A 386-nucleotide genomic window follows, 5' to 3' on the forward strand; every position below is an offset into this window, starting at 1 on the left:
TGGCGTCTACCTGATTTACGAAGGCGCTATGCGGATGATCGATCCCCCTGAGATAGAGGGATGGACGATCGTGATTATTGGTAGCGTTGCGCTTGTCGTCGATGCTCTTACCGCTATGCTCACGTGGTCAATGCAAAAAGAGAGTGTCAATATCCGCGCTCTTTTTCTGCATAACTTATCGGATGCGTTTGCCTCCATCGCTGTGATTGTCGGTGGTTCGCTTATTTTACTGTACGACATGCGCTGGGTAGACCCCGCGATCACGATAGGGATTGCGCTATATATTCTTTACCTTGCCTTCTCTGAAATTGGTGGCCCTATCCGTACGCTAATGCTGGGATCTCCCCCGGACATTGACGGGCAGGCAGTGGTTGAGACCGTCCGAA

General features: G+C 51.3%; 1 protein-coding gene. It reads left to right on the forward strand.

The genetic code is table 11. From position 1 onward, the window contains the following. Positions 1-34: 34 nt before the first annotated feature. A partial coding sequence (locus tag ACT3UM_RS24230; RefSeq protein ID WP_498902567.1) for a cation efflux transmembrane domain-containing protein occupies positions 35-386 on the forward strand: 352 nt, incomplete at its 3' end.

The sequence above is a fragment of the Halomonas sp. AOP13-D3-9 genome (assembly GCF_052379125.1).
GTDB lineage: Bacteria > Pseudomonadota > Gammaproteobacteria > Pseudomonadales > Halomonadaceae > Vreelandella.